This is a genomic window from Streptomyces sp. RG80 (assembly GCF_040446465.1).
GTDB lineage: Bacteria > Actinomycetota > Actinomycetes > Streptomycetales > Streptomycetaceae > Streptomyces.
On record NZ_JBEAAJ010000006.1, the window covers coordinates 34842 to 51964 of the forward strand.

General features: G+C 70.5%; 15 protein-coding genes. 7 read left to right on the forward strand and 8 right to left on the reverse strand.

Annotated features, from left to right (window positions below; genetic code table 11):
- The first annotated feature begins 58 nt into the window (after positions 1-58).
- Positions 59-1456 (forward strand): aminotransferase-like domain-containing protein, encoded by a 1398-nt coding sequence (locus tag ABKA17_RS20970; protein WP_353693678.1) that lies wholly within the window; start codon positions 59-61, stop codon positions 1454-1456.
- 95 nt (positions 1457-1551) lie between these two features.
- Positions 1552-2250 (forward strand): L,D-transpeptidase family protein, encoded by a 699-nt coding sequence (locus tag ABKA17_RS20975; protein ID WP_353693679.1) that lies wholly within the window; start codon positions 1552-1554, stop codon positions 2248-2250.
- A gap of 66 nt (positions 2251-2316) precedes the next feature.
- On the opposite strand, the gene ABKA17_RS20980 is transcribed toward ABKA17_RS20975, so the two are convergent.
- The 3 genes from ABKA17_RS20980 to ABKA17_RS20990 form a co-directional block, all read right to left on the reverse strand.
- A complete protein-coding gene (locus ABKA17_RS20980; protein WP_353693680.1) occupies positions 2317-2736 on the reverse strand; it encodes a hypothetical protein in 420 nt (139 codons plus the stop codon).
- A gap of 170 nt (positions 2737-2906) precedes the next feature.
- A complete protein-coding gene (locus tag ABKA17_RS20985; protein WP_353693681.1) occupies positions 2907-3677 on the reverse strand; it encodes a sensor histidine kinase in 771 nt (256 codons plus the stop codon).
- Between the two features lie 14 nt (positions 3678-3691).
- Positions 3692-4063 (reverse strand): hypothetical protein, encoded by a 372-nt coding sequence (locus ABKA17_RS20990; RefSeq protein ID WP_353693682.1) that lies wholly within the window; start codon positions 4061-4063, stop codon positions 3692-3694.
- A 192-nt stretch (positions 4064-4255) separates the two neighbouring features.
- On the opposite strand from ABKA17_RS20990, the gene ABKA17_RS20995 reads away from it, so the two are divergent.
- From ABKA17_RS20995 to ABKA17_RS21010, 4 genes are read left to right on the forward strand one after another with little or no spacing between them, the layout of a single operon-like run.
- Positions 4256-7165 carry an AfsR/SARP family transcriptional regulator gene (locus ABKA17_RS20995; RefSeq protein ID WP_353693683.1) on the forward strand — a complete coding sequence of 970 codons (2910 nt, stop codon included), beginning with the start codon at positions 4256-4258 and terminating at the stop codon, positions 7163-7165.
- A gap of 58 nt (positions 7166-7223) precedes the next feature.
- Positions 7224-7529, forward strand: a complete 306-nt coding sequence (locus ABKA17_RS21000) for a hypothetical protein (RefSeq protein ID WP_353693684.1) — start codon at positions 7224-7226, stop codon at positions 7527-7529.
- Between the two features lie 12 nt (positions 7530-7541).
- Entirely contained in the window at positions 7542-9431 is a 1890-nt protein-coding gene (locus tag ABKA17_RS21005; protein ID WP_353693685.1) for a RiPP maturation radical SAM C-methyltransferase, read from the forward strand.
- Between the two features lie 5 nt (positions 9432-9436).
- Entirely contained in the window at positions 9437-10873 is a 1437-nt protein-coding gene (locus ABKA17_RS21010) for a S8 family serine peptidase (protein WP_353693686.1), read from the forward strand.
- Positions 10874-10938: 65 nt separating this feature from the next.
- Here the strand turns inward: ABKA17_RS21010 and ABKA17_RS21015 are convergent, their stop codons facing one another.
- Positions 10939-11625 carry a hypothetical protein gene (locus ABKA17_RS21015; protein WP_353693687.1) on the reverse strand — a complete coding sequence of 229 codons (687 nt, stop codon included), beginning with the start codon at positions 11623-11625 and terminating at the stop codon, positions 10939-10941.
- Positions 11626-11855: 230 nt separating this feature from the next.
- Here ABKA17_RS21015 and ABKA17_RS21020 point away from each other — a divergent pair, with 230 nt between their 5' ends.
- On the forward strand, positions 11856-12524 hold the full coding sequence (locus ABKA17_RS21020; protein ID WP_353693688.1) for a response regulator: 669 nt from the start codon (positions 11856-11858) through the stop codon (positions 12522-12524).
- 16 nt (positions 12525-12540) lie between these two features.
- On the opposite strand, the gene ABKA17_RS21025 is transcribed toward ABKA17_RS21020, so the two are convergent.
- Genes ABKA17_RS21025 through ABKA17_RS21040 form a run of 4 tightly spaced genes read right to left on the reverse strand, consistent with a single transcriptional unit; the run spans position 12541 to position 17038 of the window.
- Complete coding sequence (locus ABKA17_RS21025) at positions 12541-13743, reverse strand: Gfo/Idh/MocA family protein (protein WP_353693689.1); 1203 nt, start codon at positions 13741-13743, stop codon at positions 12541-12543.
- A 14-nt stretch (positions 13744-13757) separates the two neighbouring features.
- Complete coding sequence (locus tag ABKA17_RS21030; protein WP_353693690.1) at positions 13758-15101, reverse strand: ABC transporter substrate-binding protein; 1344 nt, start codon at positions 15099-15101, stop codon at positions 13758-13760.
- Positions 15102-15111: 10 nt separating this feature from the next.
- Complete coding sequence (locus ABKA17_RS21035; protein WP_353694221.1) at positions 15112-16044, reverse strand: carbohydrate ABC transporter permease; 933 nt, start codon at positions 16042-16044, stop codon at positions 15112-15114.
- Positions 16045-16072: 28 nt separating this feature from the next.
- Positions 16073-17038 carry a carbohydrate ABC transporter permease gene (locus tag ABKA17_RS21040; protein ID WP_353693691.1) on the reverse strand — a complete coding sequence of 322 codons (966 nt, stop codon included), beginning with the start codon at positions 17036-17038 and terminating at the stop codon, positions 16073-16075.
- Between the last annotated feature and the right edge of the window lie 85 nt (positions 17039-17123).

The window sequence follows — 17123 nt, forward strand, 5'->3', positions numbered from 1 at the left end:
CGCAGCGTAGGAGAGGGCCGCCCGTCACGGCGTGGTCCACTTGGGCCAAACTGGACCGATGAGCATGGGATTCGCCACCGCCCTCGGCGCCTGGCGCGAGCAGCGCGGCCCCCTGTCACGGACGCTGGCCGCGGCCGTGCGCGAGGCGGTCGTCGACGGCCGGCTGCCCGCCGGGACCAGACTGCCCTCCGAGCGGGAGCTCGCCCGCGTCCTGGGCATCAGCCGCGGCACCGTCGTCGCCGCCCTGACCCTGCTGCGGGACGACGGCTGGCTGCACACCCGGCACGGCAGCGGCAGCCTCGTGCGCCTCCCCGCCCGCCTCACCGAACGCACCACGCCCTGGTCCCTGGACCGCGGCGGCGCGGGCGACGCCGACCTCGACCTCACCCTCGCCCTCACGGCCGCACCCCACGAGGCCTACCTCGCCGCCCTCGCCCGGGCCGCCGAACGCAGCGCCGCCCTCCTCGTCGACTCCGGCATCGCCACGGCCGGCCTGCCGCGGCTGCGGGAGCTCCTCGCCGACCGGTACACCCGCGCGGGCCTCGCGACCCGCCCGGAACAGATCCTCGTCACCTCCGGCGCCCAGGCCGCCCTCACCCTGCTCCTCGACCACCTGCACACGGACCGCGGGCGCCCGGTCGCGGTGGAGAGCCCCTGCTACCCGGGCGCCCTGGCGGTCCTGCGCGCTCGCCGAGCCCGGCTGCTGCCCGTCCCCGTGACCTCCGACGCCGGCTGGGACACCGACCACCTCGCGACCGCCGTACGCACCCGTACCCCACAACTCGCCTATCTCGTCCCGGACTTCCACAACCCCACGGGCGCCCACATGACCCCGGCGGTGCGCGCGGAGATCGCCCGCCTCGCGATCACCGTCATCGCCGATGAGACGATGCGCGACCTCGACCTCAGAACGCCGCCCACCGCCGAGCCCCATCTGTCCGGACCCCGGGTGATCCAGATCGGCTCGGCGAGCAAGACCGTGTGGAGCGGACTGCGGGTCGGCTGGATCCGCGCCACCGCCGATCTCGTACGACGACTGCGCCAGAGCCCCCTCCAGGCGCAACTGTCGCCACCGCCCCTGGAACAGCTCATCGCAGTCGAACTGCTCGGCGACGGACTGGAGGCGGTGCTCGCGGACCGCCGGACGAGGCTGCGCGCCCAGCGCGACCACCTCGCAGGGCTCCTGGAGGGCACCGGATGGACGTACACGATCCCGGACGGCGGTCTGTCGCTGTGGCCGCACCTGGGCGCGGACACCTCGGCGACGGACCTCGCGGCCCGGGCCGCCCGCCTCGGCCTGGCGGTGACACCCGGCCCGCACTTCGCCGCCGACCGCACCACGCTCACCCACCGTCTGCGGCTTCCGTTCACGGCGACACCGGACGTACTGACCCGTGCGGTGGGGCTGCTGAGGCGCTCCGCCGAGCAGGAAGTTCACCGTTTCGTCACAGCCTGATCCGGCATACAACCGACGCCCCCGCGCACCGGTCTAGCCAGGCAGATCGCAGGAGCCGATCGCAGGACACGACACGCGCAGGGGAAGGGCCAGCCATGGGGGACATACGCAGACGAGGGGTCGTCGCCCTCGGAATCACCGGACTGATCGCACCGCTCACGCTCGCCCTGGGCACCGCGCCGGCTCAGGCGGCCACCGCCTGCACCACGCAGACCGGGCCGTACCAGAAGAAGGTCGAGAAGTTCCTCGGCCGCCCGGTCGACGGCAAGCAGTCCAGCGCCGACTGCAAGGCCATCCAGGCCTTCCAGACCAAGCACGGCATCAAGCCGAACGCCGGCTACGCGGGCGCCGTCACCTGGGGCGTGATGGACCTGATGAACAAGCAGAAGGCCGTCGGGAACAACCCGAACAAGGACGGCAAGTGCCCGACGAACAAGGGCCGGATCGCCTGCGTCAACCTCACCCTCCAGCTGAGCTGGATCCAGGACGGCAACACCCTCGTGTACGGCCCGGTGCCGGTCCGCACCGGCCGCGACGGCTACGAGACCCGCACCGGTCTGAAGAAGATCTACTGGCGCGACATCGACCACGTGTCGTCCATCTACGACGTCCCCATGCCCTACAGCCAGTTCTTCGACGGCGGCCAGGCCTTCCACTCGGTCAACCTCAGCATGTGGAACCCGCCCGGCTCGCACGGCTGCACCAACATGACCACCAAGGACGCCAAGAAGTACTGGTCGCTGCTGAAGAAGGGCGACGACGTCTACGTGTACGGCCGCAAGCCCGGCACCTGAGCCGAACGCCCGCGTCCCGCCCGGCCGTTGTGGCAGGGCGGGACGCGGACTCCCCCGGGAAGGTGGTCAGAGCAGCACGTTCACCGTGCCGACGTTCACATAGCCGCCGAGCGGCGCCGGGCCGCCGGCCGGATTGCGATAGGCCAGCGAGGCCACGAGCGAGTAGGTGCGCCCGGCCTGAAGTGAGCTCAGGACGATGTCGCGCCGGTAGTCGGGGTCTCCGCTCAGTGCGACGGAGACGGGCGTCGGGGGCTCCTTGAAGTCGTGCGTGCCACCGATTTCGTCGACGTTGACGTGCAGGTTCCAGGTGCCCGCGAGCAGCGGCACGAGGAAGCCGGTGAGGTTCCAGTCGACCCGGACGGTGACCGCCGTGCCCTTGTTGACTACGTCGGCCGGGTTGCCGTCGGGGTCCAGGAGGATGGCGCTGATACGGCCGTCGAGTGCCGTCGTCGGTACCGGGAGGGACTGGAAGGTGCCAGAGGCCATGGGATGACTCCTTGTCGGGAACTGGCCGGTGCGGAACCGGCCGGTGTAGGACGCCTCCCACGGTGCGGCGCCCGGCTCGCCCCGAGCAGAGGCGGGAGTCCTGACCGCGACGGGCACCTGTCCCGGAGGACCCGGGACACGGTCAGGCCGACGCGGTCGGGCCGATACGGTCAGGCCGTGCGGGACAACGGGAGTCGTACGCGCACCTCGGTACCGCGACCCGGAGCCGTGCGCACCCGCAGCGTCCCGCCCGCGGCCTCGGCCCGGTTCCGTATCGACGTCAGCCCCACCCCGGCCGGCGCGCGGACGATCCCGCGCCCGTCGTCGGCGACGCTGACCAGCAGCGAGCGGCGCCCCCCGGCCAGGGTCACCCGGACGTGCCGGGCGTCCGCGTGTCGCACCACATTGGTCATCGCCTCCATCACGATCCGGTACACCGCCGCCTCCACCGCCGGGGGCAGCACGGGCAGCGCGCACGCCACGATCTCGACGGCCGTCGGCGGCGGAACGAACCGGGCGTGATCCCGCAACGCCCCGACGAGCCCGAGCGCGGCGACCGCGCCGGGCGGCAGCGCGTCGATCAGACGGCGCACCTCCGTCGTCGCGTGCGACACCTCGGTCCTGATCCGGTCGAGGAGCGCGTGCTCCCGGTCCAGGCCCCGCTCGTCGAGCAGTTCGGACAGGGCCAGGGCACACAGACCGATGCCGGAGAGCAGCGGGCCCAGTCCGTCGTGGAGGTCGTGCCGCAGCCGGTTCCGTTCGACGTCGACGGCCCGCTCGACACTCGTGTCGGCCGACGGCTTCGAGGGGCGGGCCACCGCGGTGAGCACGGCCGACAGCGCGCCGATACCTGAGCCGGTGAGCGCCAAGTGGACCTGCTCCAGGAAGAGACCGGCGAGGGCGAGCGGAAGCGCCAGCGACACCTGTACGACGACAGCCACCGGAGCCTTCGCCCTCACGCCGGGTACGTCCGCGTCCCGTGCGGAACCGTGCCCGTCCCGTGCGGAACCGTCCGCGTCCCGTGCGGAACCGTCCGCGGATAGGCGGTCAGCACCAGGCGCAGCGCCCAGCGCATCCGAGGCACGGCGGTCTCCGGGCGCTCACCGTAGGCGCGGGCGAGGACGCAGGCACAGCCGCGACTGCCGCCGTCGCGCAGGATGGCCTGGCGGATCGCGGCGGCCATCTCCGCCCGGGTCGGTTCGGAACCCGTGAGCAGGTCACTGCTGAACAGTGCCTCGGCGCGGGCGGCGGTGAGCGGATCGGCGGGCGTCGCGCCGGTCGGGGTCGGACGGGTCCTCGTCAGGTCGGTCATGGTCGGGTCGGTCATGGTCTTCCCCCGGGTTCGTCGAGTGGAAGGGCCGGAGAGGAGGGGCGGATCACCTCCCGCCCGGCCCGAGGCCATGCTGTCGGCCGGGGTTGCAGCCCCCGCTGCACCAGCCGCTGCACTCCGGACGGGGGCAGCTCGGGCCGGTTCGGCGCTAGCGTGGACGGCAGGCGCTGCTTGAGGTGGGAGCCCGTGATGACTGGGCCGGAGCCGTACACCGGACTGCGTTTCCAACTGCTCGGACCGCTCAGGGCATGGCGGGGCGCGACCGAACTGGACCTGGGACAGATGCAGCGACGCGTGGTGCTCGCCGTCCTGCTCCTGCACGCCGACGCCCCCATGAGCCGGGACCAGCTCGTGGACGCCGTATGGGGCCCAGCTGTGCCGACCCGCGCGGCCAACCTCCTGCAACGGCACGCCTCCGGACTCCGCCGGGTCCTCGAACCCGAACGCCCGCCCCGGGCCCCGTCCGGACTGCTCGCCTGGACCGAGGCGGGCTATCTGCTGACGCCGGGGGCGGCGGAGCTCGATGTGCGGACCTTCGAGCGGCTCATCGACGAGGCGCACACGGCGCGCGCCGAAGGCGACCTGCCCGCCACCGCGCGGGGCCTGCACGCCGCACTCGACCTCTGGCACGGCCGTCTCTGCGAGGGCATGACCTCCCCGCTGCTCGACACGGAACGCGACCGGCTCGCCGAACGCCGCCTGAGCGTGCTCGAGGAACGCATCGAGGTCGACCTGTCCCTCGGCGACGACTTCGACCTCGTGGGCGAGATACGCCGGCTCACCGTCGAACACCCCCTGCGCGAAGGGCTCCACGGCCTGCTCATGCTGGCCCTGCACCGCACCGGGCGCCAGGCGGAGGCCCTGACCGCCTACGACCGGGCCCGCCGTCTGCTCCGCGACGAACTCGGCGTGGAGCCGGGGCAGCGGCTGCGCGGACTGCACGCGAGGATCCTGGCCGCCGACCCCGGACTCGACGCCCGCCCGGACCGTCCCCCGCCGACCACGGCGGGCCGGGCCGCACCAGCGGCCACCGGCTCGCCGGTGATCGTCACACCGGCCCAACTGCCCCACCCCGTCAACGGTTTCGTCGGCCGCAAGGAGGCGCTGGCCCGGCTCGACTCCCTCCTCTCCGACGACGGGACGGACGGCGACGGCGGCACCGTCGTCATCACCGCCATCGGCGGCACGGCCGGCGTGGGCAAGACCACCCTCGCCGTGCACTGGGCCCACCGCGTCCGCGCCCGCTTCCCCGACGGCCAGCTCTACGTCAACCTGCGCGGCTTCGACCCGAGCGGCCCCGCCATGCGCCCGGCCGAGGCGATCCGCGGCTTCCTGGACGCCCTCGGCGTACCGCCCCGACGCATCCCGGTCGACCTGGACGGCCAAATGAGCCTCTACCGCAGTCTGTTGGCCCACCGACGGATGCTGCTGGTGCTCGACAACGCCCAGAGCGCCGACCAGGTACGCCCCCTGCTCCCCGGCTCCCCGGACTGCTTCACCGTCGTCACCAGCCGCAACCAGCTCACTGCCCTGATGGTGACGGAAGGGGCGCAGCCGCTGGGGCTCGGGCTGATGTCCGGCACCGAGGCAGAGGGCGTGCTCGGACGCCGCATCGGAGCGGACCGCGTCGCCGCCGCCCCCGACGCGCTGCACGCCATCATCTCCTCCTGCGCCCGCCTGCCGCTCGCCCTGGCCATCGTGGCCGCGTACGCCGCCACCCACCCACAACTCCCGCTCGACGCGGTGGCCAAGGAACTGCACGCCTCCGGCGGCGCGTTGGACCTGCTCGACGGGGGAGACGCGGCGACCGACGTCCGTAAGGTCTTCTCCTGGTCCTACCGCCGACTGACCCGGCCGGCCGCGTGGCTGTTCCGCATGCTCGGGCTGCACCCCGGTCCCGACATCAGCACCGCCGCCGTCGCCGGGCTCACCGGCCTGCCGCCGGGCCGGGTCCGGCCGCTGCTGGCCGAGCTGACGGACAGCCACCTGCTGACCCGACACCAGCCGGAACGCTACGAGTTCCACGACCTGCTGCGCGCCTACGCCGCCGAACTCGCCCTCATCCACGACCCGCCCGCCGACCGGCAGGCCGTCGTGCGCGGACTGCTCGACCACTACCTGCACAGCGCCTTCCGGGCGAGCCTGTGCCTGAACCCGAACCGCGACGATCCCATCGACCTCGCACCCGCGCGAGTGCCGTTCGCCGGTGAGGAGTTCGGTGACCACGACGCGGCGCTGTCCTGGTTCCGCACGGAACACGCCGTGCTCGTCGCCGTGCAGGAACTGGCCCGTGGCAGCGAACTGGACACCCACACCTGGCAGTTGGCCTGGGCCCTGCGCCCCTACCTGGACCGTGGCGGCCACTGGCGGAGCGCCGTGACCGTGTACCGGCGGGCACTGGAGTCCGCTCGGCGCGAGTCCAGTACCCACGGCCAGGCGGTGAGCCACGGCTGCCTGGCCTATGCGTACATGCGGCTCAGCAGGTATGAGGACGTCGACACCCACATGCGGCAGGCACTCGACCTGTACAAGGCGCTCGACGACCCGCTCGGCCAGGCGCATGCCCATCGGACGTTGGCGTGGCTGGGGGACCAGAAAGAGCGGTACGGCGAGGCTCTTGACCACTCCCGTGCGGCGCTCGCCTTCTTCGAGGAGGCGGGACACCGGACCGGGCAGGCCCGGGCGCTCAACGCGGTCGGGTGGTTCTGTTTCCGACTGGGCCGCCACCAGGAGGCTCTCGTCCACTGCGAGCGGGCCCTGCGGATGCACCAGGAGGCGGAGGACCGATTCGCCCAGGCCGACACCTGGGACAGCCTGGGCCAGGTGCACCACCGTCTGGACCAGCACGAACAGGCGATGGCCTGCTACCGGCGGGCCTTGTCGATCTACCGGGAGATCGGCGACCGCTACAACGAGGCCGACACCCTCTCCTCCCTGGGCGACCTGCACCTGGCCGCGGGCGACGCCGGTTCGGCACGCGAGGCGTGGCGGCGTGCGGTGGTGTTGCTCGAGGGCCTGGGTCACCGCAAGGCAGCCGAGGTACGGGCTCGGCTCGACACCGATGCGGAGTCCAATCCTCAGGAAAACGGGGCGACTTGACGAGAGCGGGGGGTGTCGTCAGACTCCGCCGCATTCCAATCGAGCGTCGGGGGGCGTCGTGAGCGGGAGTGAAGTTCGCTGGCAAGTGATCGTGGGACTCGGGAAGAAGCTGGGAAAGATGGGTCCCAGCTTCACCGACGAGGAAAAGACGGCGTTGGCGCTGGTGTTCGACGCGGCTGGGAATCAACTCGCCCCTCACAGTGGCGTCCTGCCGTTCGACGCGAAATTCGTCCCGGGGAAGAGCAAAAAGAGGGATCGCGAAGCCTTCAAGATCGAGGGCCTTTTCCCAGTGGATCCAGAGCTTCCTGAAAAGGGCGAGCCGAAGAAGTCGGAGCCACCCGATCTCAAGTCCTCCAAGGAGTGACCGGGACCCGCCATGCCGAGCGCACGCGAACCGCGGCGCGACGTCCGGCCCGTCGTCCTGGTGTGCATGCCGTTCATGGACGACAGTCGGCCCTCTCTCCAGATCGGGCTCCTGCGGGCGATCGCGGAGGCGCAAGGATTCCCGGCACGGACGCTCCACGCCAACCTGGACTTCGCCGCGGGCATCGGCGTGGACCGCTACCGCCTCCTGGCCGACGGATGCGGCCGGCAGATCGGTGACTGGCTGTTCTCCCTGGAGGCGTTCGGTGCCGCCGCGCCCGACCCGGACGACCGCTTCCTCGACCTGTACCTGGAGGAGATCGCGCGGGCTCAGGACACCGCCCCGGGGCCGTTGCGGGACAGCCTGCTTCAGCTCAGGCATCACGAGGTGCCCGCCTATCTGGACGCGCTCGTCGAGGCGTACCCGTGGCACCGGTTCGGGCTCGTCGGATTCACCTCCACGTTCCAGCAGAACACGGCGTCCATCGCCCTGGCACGGCGGCTGAAGGCTCGGCACCCGGACCTCTTCACCCTGTTCGGCGGCGCCAACTTCGACTCCGTCATGGGTACCGAACTCGTGCGTACCGTCGAGTGCGTCGACGCGGCGGTCATCGGGGAGGCGGACACGGCGTTCCCGCTGCTGCTGGCGGCCCTGGCCGACGGCCGTGACCTCGGCACCGTCCCAGGGCTGGCGCGCAGGGTGGACGGACGCGTGGTGACCGGGCCCGGGACACCGCTCGTCCAGGACCTGGACGACCTCCCGATGCCGGACTACGACGAGTACTTCCACCGTGCCGAGAGCCTCGGCCTGCTGCCCGGCACCGCACCCCGCCAGGTGGACATCCCCCTGGAGACGGCCCGCGGCTGCTGGTGGGGAACGAAACACCACTGCACCTTCTGCGGTCTCAACGGCGAGACGATGTCCTTCCGTTCCAAGTCCGCGCGGCGGGTCCTGGACGAGTTGGCCCACCAGGCCCGCCGATACCGCAGCTTCCGCTTCGAGGCGGTCGACAACATCCTCGACATGCGCTATTTCAAGACCCTGTTCCCGGCCCTGGTGGACAGCGGCGCACGCTACGAAATCTTCTACGAGGTCAAGGCGAACCTCACCAGGCAGCAGATCCGCCTTCTCGCCGACGCCGGGGTCCAGCAGATCCAGCCCGGAATAGAGAGCCTGAACTCCCGCGTGCTGCGGCTCATGCGGAAAGGCGTCACCGCCGCACAGAACGTCAACCTGCTGCGCTGGGCCCAGCACTACGGAATACGGGTGTCCTGGAATCTCCTGTGGGGATTTCCCGGTGAGATTCCTGCGGACTGCGCCGACCAGGCGGGCATTCTGTGGCAGTTGGAGCACCTCCAGCCACCTGGCAGCGCGAGCCGGATCACCATGGAACGCTTCAGCCCGCTCTTCGACGACCGGGAGCGGATCCTGCGCGATCTGCGCCCCGACCCCAGTTACGCGCAGATCTATCCCGCCGCCATGGACCTCGACCGCGTCGCCTACTTCTTCCGCTGCGACATCGAAGGGGCGCTCCCGGACAGTGCGTACACGTCCCTGCGCGCGGCGGTCGCGGACTGGCAGGGCGCCTGGCGGGACGCGGCGGGCCCGCCCGTACTCGAGTACTGGCAGGCGCCGCACTACGTGCAGATCCACGACAGCCGACGGAAGGGGAGAGAAGGCACCTACCTCTTGGAGGATCTGGCGGCCGACCTCTATCTCGCCTGCTGCGAGCGTCCCGTCACGACGGCCGCCCTCAGCGAGCGAACGGGTCTCGGCGGCTCGGTCGAAGAGGTGGAGCGTGTCCTGAAGGAATTCGCTGAGGCCGGTCTCGTGTTCCGGGACGGTCCGCTGACCGTGGCACTGGCCGTGCCCGCGGTCCGGCCTCGACTCATCGGGGGTTGAAGCCCATGGCCTACTCAATCGACGATCGCCTGCCCGGCCTGGTGTACGCCCACGCGTCACCCCGCTCGGTGGGATCCGTGTCCCTGTTCGAGGCGGACAGGATCACGGTGGAGAACGCCGCACAGTTCGTGTCCCAGGAGACGGCGGCCGAGCAGGCGGAAGAACTGCTGCGGCAAGCCGGGTTCACCGTCCTCGGACGCTCGCCGTCGACCATCAACATCGCCGGCCCGCCCGCACTCTACGAGGAGTACTTCCGGACCACCCTGGTCACGGAGGAACGGGAGGTCATCCAACCGGGCGCGGTGGACCTGCGGACCACCCGGACCTTCCTGGACAGCGTCGACACCGACCTCCCCGGGCTCGTTCCGACCCAGGACAGCGAGGCGGCCGCGTACCTGGAAGGCGTGGCGCTCGAACAGCCCGCCACCACGATGGCCCTCCCCGAAGATCCGCCCGACCCGAAGTACTGGCACCTGACCCTCGACGAGGTCGCCGAACGCCTGGGCGCGCGGGCCGTGCACACGGAAGGGCTCACCGGCTCCGGAGTCCGGCTCACCATGATCGACACCGGATGGCAACGGCATCCGTACTTCGGCGACCGGGACGTCACCGTCGTACTGGGACCCGACGCCGCCCACCCGGAGCTCGACGAGGACGGACACGGCACCTGCGAGTCGGCGAACGCGATCGTGGTGGCGCCCGGCATCGAGTTCACCATGGTGAAGGCCAACCTCACCAACCTGCTCGGCGCCTTCGACGCGGCGGTCGCCCGAGCGGAACCGCCCCACGTCATCAGCATGAGCCTGGGCTATCAGGCCAAGTACCCGCCGCTCGCCGCCGCCGACAAGGTCCTGGCCGTGTCGGTGTCCCTCGCGGTCGCACGCGGCATCGTGGTCGTGTGCGCCGCGGGCAACGGCCACCACGCGTTCCCGGGCCAGCATCCCGACGTGATCTCGGTGGGAGGCGTCTACATCGACAAGTACGGGGACGCGCGCGCCTCCGACTACGCCAGTGGCTTCGTCAGCGCCATCTACCCCGACCGCGTCGTCCCCGACGTGTCCGGCCTGGTGGGCATGCGACCCAACGCGTCCTACATCGTGCTGCCCGCCCCGCCCGGCTCCGCCATCGACAGGCGGCGTGCGCCGATGGACCGCACCGGGCCCGACGACGGCTGGGTCGTCGCCAGTGGCACCTCGGCGGCCGCCCCCCAAGTGGCCGGCGTGTGCGCCCTGTTGCTGGAGGCCTATCCCTCCCTCACACCCCAGGAGGTACGTTCCGCCCTGGAGAACAGCGCTCTGGACGTGGACCTGGGCAAGAGCAACCCGGTCACGGGCGGCCTGGCGGTGAAGGGACGGGACGACTCCACCGGCTACGGCCTGGTACGCGCCGACGAAGCGCTGGCCTTCGTGGGGCGGACCAGGAACCGGACCGGAAAGCCGTGAAGCACGCCGCGAGGGGTCTCCCGCACCCGCCACCGGTGCGGGAGACCCCTCGCGATCCGCAGCGTTCAGACCGTCCCGGCCTCCGAGCGCGCGCTCGGGGCGCCCCTGCGCATCTCCAGCTTCACCGCCTGCGTCAGATCGAACACCTCCTGCGTACGCGCCGCGAACCGGCGGGCGATCAGACACACCAGCCAGGCCGACCCGCCGAGCAGGAGCGGCACATAGACGTCCTCGGCCATCGGCTCGGCGTCCCAGTGCCGCACCAGGACCAGGTTCGTGGCCAGGACCGCGACGGTGTAGAGGACGCACGTCACGAACAGCGCGGACCCCGCGGCCGAGTGCAGACGGTGCGCCATGGCGACCGCGACGACGAGGATGCCGGGCAGCAGGACCAGAAGGCTGCGCAGCACCACGGCCCGGTAGATCTCCGACGGGTCGTCCGGGTACTCGCCGCTCCAATAGCCCAGGCTGCCCAGGCCCATCCAGGTGGTGAGCAGGTCGAGCAGCCAGAACACCGCGACACCCAGAGCCACGGTCAGCACGACGGTGGTGGTGCTCGGTTCGACCCTGGGCCGGGGACCTGTCAGCCGCGTCACCTGGCCGGGAGGGCCGGGCGGACCGGCGGCGCGCCGGCAGTCGGCGCTGGTCGAGCGCTGCAGGAACGGCCAGCCGAACGCGACGAGGGTCGCGACGAACGCGGCGACCTGGGCGATCAGATCGGCGTTGCCGGTGTGCAGGAGAAGCGAGATCAAGGCCGACAGGACGGGAGGGACCGCCTGCAGAACGGTCGAGAAGCCTGGGGCGGCCGCGGCTGGTGCCGGGTTCGTCGACATGGTGCTCCCTCGGTTCGGGCACTGGGCCAGGTGCGGAGTAGGCGCCATGCTCGCCCTGAACCCAATTGCCGTCCTGAGGCGAGGGTCCCGAAGAGTCCGGGAGGCTCGGTCGCCCGGACCGGGACACTGCGTGAGCCGGGGGAGGACCGATGAGCCCCACCACCCGGGTCGTCATCGCCGACGACCACCCCATGTACCGCTACGGCCTCGCCGCGATGCTGGGTTCCAGCGGACACGTCGACGTGGTCGCCGAGGCCGCGAACGGCGACGACCTGCTGGCGGCCGTAGACCGCACCGCACCCGACGTCGTGGTCACCGACCTGGCCATGCCCGGCCTCGACGGCACCACGGCCACCCGCGCCCTGCTGGCCCGTCACCCGGAGCTCGGCGTGCTGGTGCTGACCATGCACGAGGACGACCAGGCGCTGTTCGGGGCGCTGCGCGCGGGGGCGCGCGGATATCTGCTGAAGGACGCCGACGCCACGGAGATCGTCCGCGCCGTCCTCACCGTCGCCGCGGGGGACGCGGTGTACGGCGGGGCGGTGGCGCGCCGGATCGTCGACTTCTTCACCGGCGCCCACCGGGACTACGCCGCACAGGTCTTCCCCCAACTGACCGCGCGGGAACGGGAGGTGCTGGACCTGGTGGCCCTCGGACTGGGCAACCACCAGATCGCCGGCCGGCTGGTCCTCGCCGAGAAGACGGTCCGCAACCATGTGTCGGCCATCCTCGACAAACTCCATGTCTCCGACCGGGCGGCGGCGGTGGCCCGGGCCCGCGACGCGGGCATCGGCGGACCACCGTCCCCGCCCGGCTGACGGAACCCCTTCCGGATCACGCCTGCGGCGCGTCCCCGAAGTCCGGGATCTCCAGCCGCGCCCCGCCCTGCCGCGCGGAGTCGTGCGCGACGATGCCCGGCAGGGTGTACCGGGCGGCCACCCACGCGTTCACCGAGGGCAGCGACCGCGTGTTGACCGCGGTGACGAAGTCGTCCACCAGGAAGTGGTGGCTGCCCTCGTGCCCGTTGTGCAGGTTGTCGAACTCCCGCGGCAGACGCGAGCGGTCGTGCACCGGGGCCGAGCCCGAGGTGAACGCGGCCCTCAGGTCCGGCGCGATGTGCCGGAGCGACGGGTCGTCGGGGGACAGGGTGGGCTTGGGCTCCAGCAGTTCGCTGATGTCCTTCACGCCGTTCTTGTCCTGCCACAGCGCGAAGGTGGCGAGCTGCTCCATGCTGCCCTCCGTGCCGAAGAACCGGAAACGGGACTCACGGATGTGGGAGGGGTAACCGACCCGCCGGAACTCGTTGGTACGGAACGAGCCGCCGCCCGCCACCTCGAACAGCGCGGTGGCGTTGGAGATGTCGTTGCCGAACTGGCTGACCTCCTTGTCGAAGACCCCGTCGCCGCGGTCGTCCACGACACCGATCGCCGACACGCTCACCGCGTGCGTCTGCCAGGCGCCGAGCACCCCGCCCACCGAGTGCGTCGGGTAGAGCAGCGGGGGATAGCTGGCGGTCGCCTTCCAGTTGTCGCCGCCGCTGTACTGGTACGCCTCGTAGAACCCCAGGTCCATGTCGTGGACGTAGTCGCCCTCGGCGTAGAAGAGCCGCCCGAAGGACCCCTCCGCGATCTGGTTGCGGGCGTGCACGGTGGCCGGGTTGTACTGGCTGGTCTCGCCCATCATGTACGTCAGTCCGGTCGCCCGGACCGCGTCGATGATCGCCGCGATCTCCTCGGTGGTGATCGCCATGGGGACGGCGGAGTACACGTGCTTGCCGGCGTTCAGGCCCTGGACCACGAGCGGGCCGTGGGTCCAGCGCTGGGTGAAGATCGCGACGGCGTCGACCGCCTTCGACTCCAGCATCGCCTCGTAGGAGGGGAAGGTGCCCGACAGGCCTTCGGCGGCGGAGAGTTGTTCGGCCCTTTCCGGGAGGAGATCGGTGACGTAGACGTCGCTGACGCCGGGATGGGCCAGGAACAGTTTCGCGAACTGTCCCGAGAACTGCCCGGCGCCGACGATGCCGAGGGAGAACGTCATGGAGTAAGTGCCTTTCACTGGCCGAGGATGTAGTTGATCTGGTCGTTGGTTTCGGTCAGGCCGCTCACGGGGGCCCCATTGGCGAAGACGTCCTGCATGGCCGGGCGCATGAGGGCGTAGACGTCCGCCGCGTAGTCGGTGATGGGGAAGGAGAAGGTCGCGGAGTCCTTCTTGTCGGTGACCGGTTCGGTGAAGGCGGACACGTCGATGCCCTTCTTCGCGTACGCGGCCACGGCGGCCTCGGTGCCCGACGGAGTGGCCGGGAAGACGATTCCGTAGCCGCCGACGGTCTTCTGGCAGTCATCGGAGGCCAGGTACTTCACCCACTTCATCGCGCCCTCCTTGTTGCGGGCGTTCTTGGTGACCGAGTCGGCGAGGCCGTTCATCATCGTGGCCCGCTTGCCGCTCGGGCCGGTGGGCGTGGGGGCGGTGCCGACCTTCAGGCCCTTGGTGCCGTAGTACGTCGAGATCATCCAGGCCCCGTCGAAGGAGGCCGCAGCCTTGCCCGAGGCGACCTGGGCGTTGGCCGGGTTGGCGCCGTCGGTGTAGTCGGTGAAGGGGGCGAGGTAGCCCTTCTTCGCCAGGCCGAAGTACCAGTCGATCACCGACTGGAAGGTCTTGCTGTCGTACTGGTACCTGCTGCCCCAGCGCGCCTTGTCGGTGTAGTGCCAGCCCGCCGACTCCACGAACGGGCTCCAGGTGGTCTGCCCGTCGCCGTCGCCCGCGCCGCCGGTGGCGAGGCCGTACACCTTGACGTTGTTCTTGTCGAAGCCGGGTTCGTCGCCGCGCTTGCCGTTCTTGTCGACGGTCAGATGCGCGATGGTCTTCTCGAAGGTGCCGCCGTCCCGCGGGTTCCAGGCGAGGGTGTTGAGTTCGTCGGCCGTGAGCCCGGCGTCCTCGACCATCTTCTGGTTGTAGAAGAGCGCCACGGTGTCCCAGTCCTTGGGGGCGCCGTAGCGATGGCCGTCCTGGCCCTTCCAGTTGGCGCCCAGTCCCGCCTGGTAGGCGGAGTCGTCGATGCCGAGGTCGTCCAGCGGTTCGAGCACCTTGAGGTCGGCGAACTGGCCGAACTTCTGGATGTGGTCGGTGAACACGTCCGGCTCGGTGCCGGCGATGAAGCTCGCGGTGAGCTTGGTCCAGTAGTCGGCCCAGCCCATCTGCGTGATCTTGACGTTCAGGCCCGGGTTCTCCTTCTCGAAGCCCTTCGCGCAGGCCTGGTAGGCGGGCAGCTGGTTGGCGTCCCACAGCCAGTACGTCACCGTGTTCGCGCCCGACCCGGCGGCGCCGCCCTGCGCGCACCCGGACACCAGGGACAGGGCCAGGGCTCCGGTCGCCGCCACTACGGTACGAATTCGCATTCCGGTCCCCTTACTTGACGCCGGTGAAGCTGATGGTGCTGACGATGCGGCGCGCGAAGGCACCGAAGAGGACCAGCATCGGGAGGGCCGCGATGAGCGTGGCCGCCATCAGGCCGGACCAGTCGTAGCCGGTCTGCGGGGTCTGCGCCCGGAAGATGGCGAGCGCCACGGTGAGCACGCGTGAGCTGTCGCTGTAGGACACCATCAGCGGCCAGAAGTAGTCGTTCCAGGAGGTGATGTACGTCAGCACCCCGAGGGTGAGGATCGGGGTGGACGCCATCGGCAGCATCACCCGGAAGAAGATCCTGATCTTGCCGGCGCCGTCGAGCAGGGCGGCCTCCTCGACCTCCCGGGGCACGTTCATGAAGAACTGGCGCAGGAAGAACACCGCGAACGGCGTCATGAACATCGTCGGCAGTGCGATGCCCAACAGGTTGTCGACCAGGCCGAGTTGCTTGATGAGCACGAAGTTCGGCAGCAGGGTGAAGATGGCCGGGACCATCAGGCCCGCCAGGAACAGCCCGAACACCTTGTCCCGTCCGCGCCACCGCAGCCGGGCGAAGGCGTAGGCGGCCATGGCGGAGAAGAAGATCTGGCAGACGGTGATCAGGGTCGAGACGACGACCGAGTTGATCAGATAGCGCCAGAACTTCAGTCCGCCGCCGGAACCGCCCTGGGCGATCGCCTCCTCGGCCGACTGGAGGCCCAGCGCCCGCTCGAAGCCGCCGGTGGTGAAGTCCACCGGCAGCGGGTCGCCCGGATGGGCCGCGAGGGCGGCGTTCGAGGACAGCGCGGTGCGCAGGATCCAGTAGAACGGCAACAGGGTGACGAGCATGATCGCGGCCATCACCACCCAGGCCACGACCCGCCCGAGGGACGGGCGGCGTCGGACCGGACGTACCCGGGGCGCCGCGGGCGCGGTGGGCGCGGTCACCACAGCCATGTCAGTCATGTCGGTGTCTCCCCTCTCCTCAGCCGAGATCCGTCTGGCCGGCCCGGGTGAGCCGGTACTGCAGGAAGGTGATCGCGCTCAGGACGATCAGCAGGGCCACCGACATCGCGGAGGCGTAACCGAACTGGAAACGGCCGAACGCGGCGCCGTAGATGTAGAACTGGAGCACGTTGGTCGCGTTCGCCGGACCGCCGTTGGTCGTCACGGCGACCGTGTCGAACACCTGGAACGAACCGATCACCGTCATGATCAGGACGACCGCCAGGACCGGCCGCAGCAGCGGCATGGTGATCCGCCAGAACATCCGCCACTCGCTCGCGCCGTCCACCTTCGCGGCCTCGTACATGTCGTTCGGAATGGCCTGGAGCCCCGCGAACAGCAGCAGCGCGGTGTATCCGACGTGCCGCCACACATTGATCAGGGCGATCGTGGGGATGGCCCAGGTCTCGTCGGCCAGGAACGGGATGCGGTCGAGACCGAGCCCCGCGATGATCTCGTTGCCGATGCCGAGCTGGGTGTCCAGGATCCACAGCCAGACGATGCCCGCGACGACGTTGGACATCAGATACGGCGTGAGCACGATCCCGCGCAGCACCGCCGACTGCGTCAGCCGTTGCAGCAGGACGGCTATCGCGAGCGCCGAGACCGTCTGGATGCCGATGTTGATGAACACGTACTCGACGGTCACCTTCAGCGAGTCCCAGAAGATGGGGTCGTGGACCATCCGCGTGTAGTTGTCGAGGCCCACCCACTCCGCCGGCGTCAGCAGATTGAAGCGGGTGAAGCTCAGATAGATGCCCCGCAGCGTCGGCCAGAGCAGGAAGACCAGGAAGCCCAGCAGGGCCGGTGCGATGAACACCGCGGCGAGTTTCCCGTCGCCGCCGCTCTCGCGGGTCCGCGCCTTCCGCGTCCTGGGTTTCGTCGCGGCCCCCGCGGCGCCGCCCAGGGGCAGACGCGACGGAGGGCTGCTGGAGGCGATGGTCATCGGGAGACTCCCTCGTCTGCGGCGGCTCGTCCTCGAGCCACTTACTTTTGCGGCGAAAGAATCCAGACGTCAAGGGGTGGGTAAA

Excerpts from the sequence above, each read along its gene's own strand:
- ABKA17_RS21010 (WP_353693686.1), top strand. The coding sequence starts at position 9,437 with ATGGCCTACTCAATCGACGATCGCCTGCCCGGCCTGGTGTACGCCCAC.
- ABKA17_RS21030 (WP_353693690.1), bottom strand. The coding sequence starts at position 15,101 with ATGCGAATTCGTACCGTAGTGGCGGCGACCGGAGCCCTGGCCCTGTCC.
- ABKA17_RS21035 (WP_353694221.1), bottom strand. The coding sequence starts at position 16,044 with ATGGCTGTGGTGACCGCGCCCACCGCGCCCGCGGCGCCCCGGGTACGT.
- ABKA17_RS21020 (WP_353693688.1), top strand. The coding sequence starts at position 11,856 with ATGAGCCCCACCACCCGGGTCGTCATCGCCGACGACCACCCCATGTAC.
- ABKA17_RS20995 (WP_353693683.1), top strand. The coding sequence starts at position 4,256 with ATGACTGGGCCGGAGCCGTACACCGGACTGCGTTTCCAACTGCTCGGA.
- ABKA17_RS20975 (WP_353693679.1), top strand. The coding sequence starts at position 1,552 with ATGGGGGACATACGCAGACGAGGGGTCGTCGCCCTCGGAATCACCGGA.
- ABKA17_RS21040 (WP_353693691.1), bottom strand. The coding sequence starts at position 17,038 with ATGACCATCGCCTCCAGCAGCCCTCCGTCGCGTCTGCCCCTGGGCGGC.
- ABKA17_RS21025 (WP_353693689.1), bottom strand. The coding sequence starts at position 13,743 with ATGACGTTCTCCCTCGGCATCGTCGGCGCCGGGCAGTTCTCGGGACAG.
- ABKA17_RS21005 (WP_353693685.1), top strand. The coding sequence starts at position 7,542 with ATGCCGAGCGCACGCGAACCGCGGCGCGACGTCCGGCCCGTCGTCCTG.
- ABKA17_RS20980 (WP_353693680.1), bottom strand. The coding sequence starts at position 2,736 with ATGGCCTCTGGCACCTTCCAGTCCCTCCCGGTACCGACGACGGCACTC.
- ABKA17_RS20990 (WP_353693682.1), bottom strand. The coding sequence starts at position 4,063 with ATGACCGACCCGACCATGACCGACCTGACGAGGACCCGTCCGACCCCG.
- ABKA17_RS20970 (WP_353693678.1), top strand. The coding sequence starts at position 59 with ATGAGCATGGGATTCGCCACCGCCCTCGGCGCCTGGCGCGAGCAGCGC.